At 64.1% G+C, this 10,147-nt stretch carries 5 protein-coding genes and 1 pseudogene; 5 read left to right on the forward strand and 1 reads right to left on the reverse strand.

Annotated features, from left to right (window positions below; translation table 11 throughout):
• From ACFMO5_RS02445 to ACFMO5_RS02455, 3 genes are all read left to right on the forward strand, one after another.
• On the forward strand, positions 1 to 280 hold a 280-nt coding region (locus ACFMO5_RS02445; protein WP_376791187.1), incomplete at its 5' end, for a zinc ribbon domain-containing protein.
• Positions 281 to 307: 27 nt separating this feature from the next.
• Complete coding sequence (locus ACFMO5_RS02450; protein ID WP_376791188.1) at positions 308 to 898, forward strand: carotenoid biosynthesis protein; 591 nt, start codon at positions 308 to 310, stop codon at positions 896 to 898.
• Positions 899 to 1,097: 199 nt separating this feature from the next.
• Entirely contained in the window at positions 1,098 to 4,550 is a 3,453-nt protein-coding gene (locus ACFMO5_RS02455; RefSeq protein WP_376791189.1) for an AAA family ATPase, read from the forward strand.
• A 185-nt stretch (positions 4,551 to 4,735) separates the two neighbouring features.
• On the opposite strand, the gene ACFMO5_RS02460 is transcribed toward ACFMO5_RS02455, so the two are convergent.
• Positions 4,736 to 8,827 (reverse strand): S8 family serine peptidase, encoded by a 4,092-nt coding sequence (locus tag ACFMO5_RS02460; protein WP_376791190.1) that lies wholly within the window; start codon positions 8,825 to 8,827, stop codon positions 4,736 to 4,738.
• A gap of 544 nt (positions 8,828 to 9,371) precedes the next feature.
• On the opposite strand from ACFMO5_RS02460, the gene ACFMO5_RS02465 reads away from it, so the two are divergent.
• Entirely contained in the window at positions 9,372 to 9,908 is a 537-nt protein-coding gene (locus tag ACFMO5_RS02465; RefSeq protein WP_376791191.1) for a hypothetical protein, read from the forward strand.
• A 39-nt stretch (positions 9,909 to 9,947) separates the two neighbouring features.
• Positions 9,948 to 10,147, forward strand: a pseudogene (locus ACFMO5_RS02470) (ATP-binding cassette domain-containing protein); the annotation flags it as partial.

Genomic DNA, 10,147 nt, shown 5'->3' on the forward strand with positions numbered 1-10,147 from the left:
GCGTGGCTCGGGGTGTGGGTGGGTGGGGCCGAAGATGCCCCTGTCGGTGCGCGTGTTTCGGTGTGCGAGGTGCGGGTTGGAGATCGACCGGGACCTCAATGCCGCGCTGAACTTGAGGCAATACGGGTTGGCCGCCCGGAAAGGCCCTACCGCGAGTTCCGCGGGAAGTGACGCCTGTGGGGATCGGCTCTGCGGCGGAACGGGCCCTGGGGCCTGGTCTACGAGCACCCGGTCGATGAAGCAGGAAGGGACCGGTCATCTGTGGAACCCCACGGGGTGAAATAGATGACGACGAGTCACGGAACGGATGGAAGCCATCGGGGTGGCCACCGGGTGGATTTACGGCCCTTACGCGTATACCGGGCGTTTGGGGCCCCTCCTCTTGGGGGTGCCGGTGCTGATCCCCTTCGCCTGGTTTATGATGGCCTATCCCGCCTTCATCGTGGCGTGTCAGGTTCTGGACGAGCCGCCGGTGGCGCCACGGCGTCGGTGGGGAGTTGCCGCGCTGGCCGCGATCTGGATGACCGCGTGGGATCTGGTGATGGATCCCGCGATGGCCCGCATGGGCTTCTGGGTATGGAAGACCCGCGGCCCCTATTTCGGGGTCCCGCTCCAGAACTTCGCCGGATGGATGGCGACCATGCTGTTGATTTATGGGATCTACCTCTGGGTTTCCAGCCGCTGGCCCTCCCCTGTGCCCTCCCCGCCTGGAGCGCCGTTGATGGAAGCGGTTCTTGCCTACGCGCTCGCGGGGGCACCCTTTGTGCTTCACCCCCTCCTCAACCCCCGAGCCGACCCCACCGCCCAGGCCCTCGGTCTCATCGCATTTTTCACCATGGGACCCCCGGTCCTGATCGCCACGTTGCGATCCCACTCCTTCAAAGTGATGAGAAAATAAGAGGGGGGTTACGCGGTTCGGGGCCCGCGAGCGGAGATGGAGAGGCCCCATTCCCTTTCATCCCCTTCCCCACGGCTCTCTGGGCCAGTCGGGAGGGGGATGCGGATGGTTCTTGGGGGAGCTGAAGGCATGCCTTCGACGTCTCCTCATGGGCTCAGGTTCTCCATGTCAAGCGCATCCGGCCGGAAGGATCGATCCGATGTTACGCGTGCGGATGTTCGGGCGTTTTGAGGTATGGCGGGGGGAGTCCCTCATTCCAGAGTCTGCGTGGTTCACCCGTCGGGCCAAGCAGCTTTTCAAGATCCTGCTGCTGGCCCGCGGGAAGCCGGTGCCCGCCGATCAGCTGCTGGACTGGCTATGGCCCCATGCCGATCCCCAGCGGGCCGCGATCACGCTACGCAGCACCGTCCACGCCCTGCGCCGCGCGCTGGAGCCGGATCGCTCGCCCCGCGCTTCGCAGTATATCCTCTCCCAGCCGCCGGGTTATGCGGTGGCCCGCGATGCGCCGCTCTGGGTGGATGTATGGGCCTTTGAGGACCTCCTGGAGGCCGCCGGGCGGACGGACGCGCCGGAGGAACGACGCGCTCGCCTGGTGGAAGCCCTCGCCCTGTATCGGGACGATCTCCTCATCGAGGATCCGTACGCGGAATGGGCTTTAACGGAGCGGGAGCGGCTGCGGGAGCGATTCATCGAAGCGGCGCTGGATCTGGCAGAGCTCCTGGCGGCGGCGGGCACCCCGGAGAAAGCCATCCCCCTCTGCCGGCGGGTGCTCACGCTGGACGAATTCCGGGAACCCGCCTATCGGGCCCTGATGCGTTATCAGATCGCGGTCGGGGATATCGCAGGAGCGCTGAGCACCTATGAGCGCTGCCGTCAGGTGCTGCTGGAGGCCTTTGGGGTGGAACCTTCCCCTCCCACCCGCGCCCTTTATGAAGCGCTCCTCCGGGGCGAGCTTCAGCCCACCCGTTTGACCGCTTCCCGGCCGGTTCAGGATCTCCCGATCCCGGAAGAGCAGATGGGAGGGATCTTCGTCGGACGGGAGGCGGAGCTCGAGCGCCTGCAGGAAGTCTTCGGAGGATTCCCCAAGGGACATGGAGGCGTAGCCATCCTGATTGGGGAGCCGGGGGCTGGCAAAACCCGCCTGGCGGTGGAGGCGATCCGCCGCTTCGCTCCGGATGCGGATGTCCTCCGCGTCCGCGGCCTCTTCATCGAACGCACGCTTCCCTTCTCATGCCTGGCGGAAGGCCTGCGCCGCTTGTTGAGCCAGCTTCCAGAGGATCGGCGGAGGAGGCTGCCGGCCTTCGCGCTGGCTCAGGCGGCCCGGCTGATCCCTTCCCTGCACCTGCTTTATTCGAACCTGCCCAGCGTTCCGGAGACCACGCCGGAGGAAAACCGGCACCGTCTGATCGACAGCTTTTCCAACCTGATCATCGCCCTGGCCGATCAGCGCCCGCTGGTCGTGTTCGTGGATGATCTGCATTGGGCCGACGAGGCCACCTTAACGGTGGTGGGCCGTCTGGCCCGGCGGGCATCCCGACATCCCCTCGCGCTGCTGCTGGTGCACACGCCGGAGGAGGAGCCCGAGGGAAGGGAGGTCAGCCATCTGCTGGAGACGTTGCGTCGGGAGGGGATCGGGCGCTGGATCCGTGTCGGGCGTCTTCCTGTGGAGGCCATCACTCACTGGCTGGCCCAGTGGAGCGGGGAGCCACCGGAGCGCCTGAGGGATCTTGCGCATCGCCTTCATGGCTTGACGGAGGGGAACGCGCTCTTCACGGCCGAGCTTCTGCGGGCGGCGCTGGGGGTAGGAGCGCCGTTCCGGCGGGAAACCCTGGAGCGCTACTTGGAAGGCCCGGCAGCGATCTCCTCCCTTCGGGCGCTGATCGCGGATCGCATGGCCCGCCTGCCGGAGAGGGCCCAGGAGATCCTGGAGATCGCCGCTGTGATCGGACGGGCTTTCCCCGTTCAGTGGCTGGAGCTGGTCGGCCCGCCGGATCCGGAGCCCTATCTCCGGATCCTGCTGGAGCGGCATTTTCTTCAGGAGGATCCGGAGGAGCGCCTTTCTTTTGTGCATGAGGTCGTCCGCCGCGTGATCTATGAGGCGATCCCCCCGGTGGTTCGGCGACGTCAGCATCAGCGCCTGGCGGAAGCCCTGGCGGCTCTGTATGGGCCCCACCCGGGTCCCTACAGCGCCGAGATCGTCTATCACTTCCAGCGTGCGGGCCGATCCGCTCTTCCGGCGATGGTGCGCTATGCGGTGGAGGCTGGCGACCACGCCCGACAGGCGTATGGGTTCCGGCAGGCGGTGCGTCATTATGACGAAGCCCTGTCCGCGGCCAGCCTGAGCCCACGCGGGGAAGGTCTGACGGAATGGATCCGGCGGGCTTATCTGGGGCGTGGGATGGCCCTCGAGGCGTTGGGGGATTGGGAGGGCATCGTCGAGACCTACACGCGATTCCGGGAATGGGCGGAAGCCCAGGGAGATCGGGTCCATGCGCTGAACGCGGCCCGCCGGCTGATGACCACGCTGGCCATGCTCGGCCGGCTGGAGGAAGCCGGGGATCTGGCAGGGGAGATCCGGGCACAGTTCGCGGCTGTCCTCAGCCCGGCGGAGTCGGATTTATTGGATCGCCTGGAGCTGGTCTTCGGAGAGGAAGCCGTAGCGCCTCCTTCGGGGGAGGGGTTGTTCCAACCGGCCCCTCCCCTGTGGGGTCGGCCCTGGGTGGAACTGGCGGAGGCTTTGGCGCCGGAGCAGGCGCCGCTGCTGCTGAACTTTTATGGGTGGATCCTGACGCTGCAGGGGATGTCGGAGCCTGCCGAGGCGTGTCTGCATCAGGCGTTGACCATCGCGGAGGCCACAGCGCAATGGCCCCATGTGGTGATGAGCTGCAACCTGATGGCTTACCTGCAGGACCTGCGTGGGGAGTTCACCGACGCGCAGGCCTGGCTGAACAAGGGGCTGCAGCTGGCCCGGCGGGTTCCGGAGATGGACTGGAGCACCATCTGGGCGCGGATCTTTCAGGGATACCTCGCGCTGCGGGCGCGTCAGCTGGAGGAGGCCCAGGCCCAGTTCCAAAGCGTGCTGACCCTGTTGAAGGGTCAATCCGCCCTTCGAGCGCACCGTCTGAGCGCCCAGATTGGCCTGGGGATGGTTTTTCTGGCCCGGGGGGATCTCGAGCGGGCGACGGCGTTGCTCGATGAGGCCCTGGCCCAGGGGCGGGCGGTCGATGCAGTGGCCCGGAGCGTGGGGTTGGTCGGGGAGGCCCGCCTGGCGCGCCTGCGCGGACGCTACGAGGAAGCCCGGTCCATGCTGGAGCAGGCGCTCCAATACACGGGGCGCCGGGGGTTGGTGGTGGAATTCGCCCACGCCGCCGTGGAGGCAGGGCGCTGGGCCCGGGCCGTCGGCCATCCGGAGGAAGCCCGTCCGGTTCTGGAGGAGGCCAGCCGGTGGGCGGACGCGGCGGGGTTCCGGCCGGCCGCGTTGATGGCGCGGATCGCGCTGGGGAAAGTGCTCCGGGCCGCGGGGGAGGTTCGCGCTTTAGACACCGTGCGGGAAGAAGCCCGCCGCCTCTGGCAAACCCTGGCCGCCCGCCTCCCGGATGGGGAGCCGGTTGAGCGATACCTGGTCCCCCGGGGGGTGGTGGAGTCCATATAGCGTCGAGGTGGCGGTCACCTTAAAGGTGACCGCCTTAAAGGTGACCGCCACCTCGACGCCTCCCGCCAATAGGAACCGCGAGAAGGCACCTTCGCGCATCCCATCGATGAAGGATGCGCCCGTTGGTAAATAACGAGGGGGGCAGCGGGTGCGCTGCCCCCCTCGCGGTTGTCGCAAGAGCCCGCTCACGGCCCGCTCTTCATCACAAGCGGGAGGTAGATCCGGGACACTGTGGGCACGAAATGGATCGTCACCGGGACTTGAAGCGCCGTTGGAGCGGGCGCGGGGCCTACGAAGAGGATACCGTAATACGTCGCCGGCGGCGTGACGGCCTTCGAGAAGGCCACCTGGAACGAAACCGGAGTCCCGGCCGGGATCGCCCCGGAAGGCACGCCGCTTACCACCAAGTCGGTGCCCTGAATCGCCTGGATGGTGATGTTGAAGGGCGCGCTCCCGCCGGGGACGTTCCATCCGTGGACGGCGATCCAGTAGCGGCCATCGGGCGGCAGGGTCACACGGATGCGCTCCACCGCCGTCGGCGTGGTCGAGCTGCCGACCAGGGCATCCTGCGTCCCACACTCGAACGTTCCATCCCCATCATCTAAATAGAGGTAAAGATCGATGTCCAGCCCAGGCGTGGCGCTGCTTGTGGTGATCTCCAGCAATCCACCGGAGGAGATGGTCTGGGAATACACCCAGCTGGCCGTGCAGGGATCGTCCGGATCATCCTGAAGGGCCGTTTGGTTCAAGAGGACCTGCGGCTGGCTCAGGCCGAACGCCAGAACCTGGATCCCCTCCGGAATGGAGCGGGTCGTAGAGAAGAACTCGGTCCACATCCCTGATGTGATGGGGATGGTGATCACCACCGGGTAGGGAGTCACCTGCACCTGGTAGGCGGATCCCACAAGCGGCTCGCCGAATTGGGCGCCCGCGTACAGCACGTTGTGGAGGGCGACGAAGCCCAGCCCATCTCGGATCTCCCCAGCCACGATCTCCCGCGGCCCGCCAGTGGCGGTATCAAAGATGAACCTGCCACTGCCGATATACGTGTCGTTGCTCCCACCGACCAGCTCCACGCTCTGTGGGCCGAAGAAGGTGGGATCCAGCGTGGAGTAAAAGTCCGTGGACCGGGCAAAGATCCAGGTGTCCACGTCGGTTGGGGTGGTGAACCAACGAGTGTCCACGATCATCGCCTTGCCCGGGCCGGCGGTGCCGTTGGGGATGTCATAGTAGAAGAGTTTCCAATCGCCCGATTCGTAACGCCAGGTCCAGTCGAAGCCACCGAAGAGATGGCCGTTGTCATACGGCTGGTTCCCAATCGGTTCCGCCAAGGACGCGGCGCCGAAATCGAAGGTCGGCCCGTTGGCGGCTACATGGACCACCACCGGGATGACGTGCTTATGCGGGCCGTGGCTCACCTCGATGGCGCCCTCATAGACCCCGGGCCGTGCCGTGGAGGGCACCGACAGGATCGCCTGGAAGGTAGCATTCCCGTTCGCCGGTAGGCTCACGCTGGAGGCCGAGAGGCTCAGCCAGCCCCAGTCGGCCTTCTTATAGAAGGTGATGCGGACTTGCATGGTGACCGGGTCGGGGCCTGCAGTCCCCGTGGAGTCTGCAATTCCCTCATTTACATCCAGCGAAGAGGTTGTACGCCGCTGGACACCGAAGAAGACGCCGTCGTGGCGGCGGGAGAGGCTATCGCGGCCCAGGCTGGCCTCCAGGTAGGTCCCGCTGGGGTAGCCGTAGGTAAAACGGTTGTACTCATAGATGCCGCCTACGATGTCAATCTCCCCCGCATCCACCCGGCCGTTCCCGTTGGTGTCAGTCCACAGGTTCCCGTCTCCGTTCAGGTCAGTCCAGTCATAGAAGAGCACCCGCCAACGATCGTGCCAGTCGTATTTGTAATTTCCATTCGTGTCAAAGACGCTGTAAGGGAAAATCACCTGCGCCCGCACCAAATCGGGATCGTAGGCCTCGATCAACGGCGTGATATCGGTTACCCAGGTGGGACGAGTGAAGGGCGGTGGACCAAAAGATGGGAAGGAAAGGGTGAAAGTCAGCTCGCCTACTTTCTCCAGGGTCACATCACGCAGGCTCACGGAGAAGGGAACTGCGGTGGGGTTATGGATCGTAAAGGTCTTCGCTGCGGATTGGCCGGCGTGCATGATCGCAGGGAAGGTCGGGTACTCCACACCCCGATAGCTGCCCGGCGTCCACTGGGCCGGCTCCACCCAGTAGCCGTAGTTCATCCCTGCGGCGATATCGGTGGCCCGATCGGCATCCACGTTGCCGGAACCCTGGGTGAGCACATCGTAGCCCAGATCGTGGGCCGCGTTCAAGAAGATCGCCCGAGCCTCCGTCCATGTCGGCCAGCGGCCGTGCTTGGCGCGGAAGGCGTGATAGACCAGGGCCAGGTTGCCGGCGGCGACCGGCGTGGCCATCGAGGTGCCGCCGAAGATGTCATAGGCGGCTTGGCCATTGCCGAAGTAGATGTTCAGCGGGTTGGCCCCCGTGCCCCAGGCACCCACGGCCACTACATCAGGTGACACATCGCCCAGAGTGGTGGGCCCGCGGTTGGACCAGGGCTGGACGTCGCCGTAGGTAAATTGATCAGGGGTAACGAATTCGAAGTATACCAGGGAGCCGTAAGACGTGCTGGCGCCCACATCGATGATGGAGCCGCCGTCCGGCTCGGTGACGGTGCCGTAGCCGTGGCCGCCGTTGCCCGTGGCCACCAGGAAAGCGGTGTTCGGGGCGAAGTAATTATTCAGCCAGTGGGCGAAGCGGGAGGTCATGTCCCAGCCGTCGTTGATGGTGGCGCTGGCGCCCCAGGAGTTGCTGACAATCTGGGCTTCGTCGCCGGAGTTGGGAACTCCATCGAAGCCCAGGGCGGCCAGGGTCCAAGAGTCAAAGGGCAGGTAGAATCCGTTCTGGAAGGCCGCAACTTTGGCCTTCGGCGCCATCCCGGCCAGCACCGGCCCGCCAACCCCGCCGATGCTCTCGCCACCCGCAAAGAGCGGGTTGATCGGACCGATCCACTCGGGGTCGGTGATCACCCCTTGGGCGGCGATGTCACTGGCGCAGTTGGTGCCGTGACTATCCTCGTCGCCCACAAAGGAGAGGAGGCGGCCCGCTTGGGGGACTGCCACCCCATCGTACAAAGCCGAGACGCCCGGCGGCGGATTGATCCCATCGGCGATCCAGGTCAACATCCCAGCCGAGAGGTCCCAAATCCCATCCGCACCGGGGTTCCCTGCGGCGTCGAAGAGATCGGCGCCTGCCAGCTCGCTGCCCTTCCGCATCGGCTTCTCATCGGTGAGGTCCTGGTCAAAGTCCACGTCCACGTAGACCGTATCATAGACCCCAGGAGAGGCCTCGTCCGCCACGATCACCACCGCCGGGGCGGCAATAGGATCAGCCGCATAGCCCAACCCTAGCGCGTTCCCAGCAAACAGATGCCAGATATCCGGATGGACCGTATAGTAATATTGCCCGCTCCTTGAGCGGTTCGGCCAGATGAAAGTCAGTGTGCTGGTCGGGGTGTTGGTGTAGTCCAGGGTCAATGAGGCTGTGCAGGTTAAGGCGGTGCATGTGGCCCCGCTCACTGGCAGGGTATGGGCGAACCAGGTCAGCGTCACCATATCCCAGTAATTATCAGGGCCGATCGTCGCGGTGGGGTCAAGGGCGTAGAAGGCGCCTGAAAGCGTGTTATAGGCGAAGGGCCAGCCGGCGTAGGGGCCGGAGGGGATGCGGGCCTGAGTGCCCTGGAGGTCTGGATGACCGAAATCCACGCCGGTATCCACAACGGCAACGACCACCCCAGCGCCCGTATAGCCCTTAGCGTGCGCCTCGGACGCGCCGTGGATCTCCCGCACTTTTACCGTAGCCGGCTCTGCCCCGGGACTCTGGGCAGCGGGAGCGGGGGATGGACGTCCCTCCCCGGGAGGCAAAACCGGTTTCGGGAGAGGAACCGGGCGGGGCTGACGCCCGCGGAGCTCTCGGAGCTTCTGGAACAGCAACGACTTGCCTCCCTGTTGCAGCAGCTCCCGGATCTCCCTTCCAGTGAGTCGGCCTCGGGTAGGCGGAAGTTCATCATCCGGTGGGGCTTCCACGGGTTGATAGGATTCTGTGGAGATCACAGCGATCACCCCGGGGAGGCCGGCTAGCTTCCGAAGCTGGGAATCCTGGATCTCCCCCACCGCCCAGCGGATGCCGTTCAGGGGTTTGCTGTAAACCACTCGTCGCATCACGTTGTTGAGATCAGTTTCCTTTGTCATTAGGACGCTGACCAACACAACACGGCGGGTGGGGTGTAGGGCCAAAGGACGAAGATCCGGAGCAAGCTTTCGAAGGGTCGGATCGGAGGCAGTTTCCACACTAGGAGGTGGAGTCGACGGCTGGGGTTGAAAGGTGCTTCTCGCTGTGGCGGGAGAGCTCTGCCACCAAGGGGATTGCGCTTCTACCCGAGTCTGGGCCCCTGTTGGGAAGCCTGAGCCCATAAGGACCGCTGCAATTACCAACAGAAGGGGCGCCCGCCCGAAGCGTTTCCCTGGGGTCATGGCCGCCTCCTCACGGAGATGGTGAAACCCACATCCGCCTATGCACTTTTCAGCAGCGCCTCGCACTTATATTGTAAATTCGCTGCAGCGTTTGTCAAGACCCTCGGTTTGCGGAAGTCACGAGCCCCCGCGTCCGACAGCCAATGGACACGAAGCGTTCACCCATTGCGCCCCTTGCTGCGTATCACTTTCTGAAGACGTCTGCTCAGCAGGCTAGTGCATGCTTGGGTGTAAAAAGTTCAGCGTTCCAGGAGGTGCAGCCATGGCACAATGGTGGAAACAGATCGGCGAAGCGCTGCGCATGGAGGAGATCGGAACCGGATGGCCAGCGGAGATCATTCCGTATCGGGCGGGGGTGATCGGGGGGCTGGCCGGAGGCATCGCCATGGTCGGCGTCGCCCTTGGGTACGGCTTGTACTCTGGCCAGGGGATCTGGCTCCCAGTGAACCTCATCGGAGCCACGCTCGTCCGGGAGCTCCAGGGAGCACCCATGGAGGTCCTCACGCGGTTTCATCCGACCGCACTTTTCGCTGGGCTGATCTTGCATGGCTTGCTTTCCAGCGGGCTGGGAGCTCTCTACGCCATGATCCTGCCGACCCTGCCTGGACCGCCCTTGCTATGGGCCGTGATCGTAGGTCCGCTGCTCTGGCTGTCCGCCACGTTCGTCATCCTTCCGATCTTCAACCCGGTGATGGCGCGGTATGTCGATTGGCCCTCCTTCGCCCTCGCCCATCTGATCTATGGCTTGATCATGGGGATCTGGGTTGGACGCACACCGAGGGTTCGAGCGGAGCGCTAGGGATTACTTATAGGTGTAAATGGTAAATTTAATTTAGAAGTGGACTTTAAGGTTGAAAAGGGAGAGTTTTTAGCAATATTTGGTAAATCAGGAAGTGGTAAACTAGCATACTTAGGTCTATCGCTGGACTTGAAACACCAGATGAAGGGTATATAGAGTTTAACGGTATAGTTTATTTTGACAGTAAGAAAAAAATAAACCTTCCACCACAAAAGAGAAGTATCGGTTTTGTTTTTCAA

The organism is Thermoflexus sp. (genome assembly GCF_042408365.1).
GTDB lineage: Bacteria > Chloroflexota > Anaerolineae > Thermoflexales > Thermoflexaceae > Thermoflexus.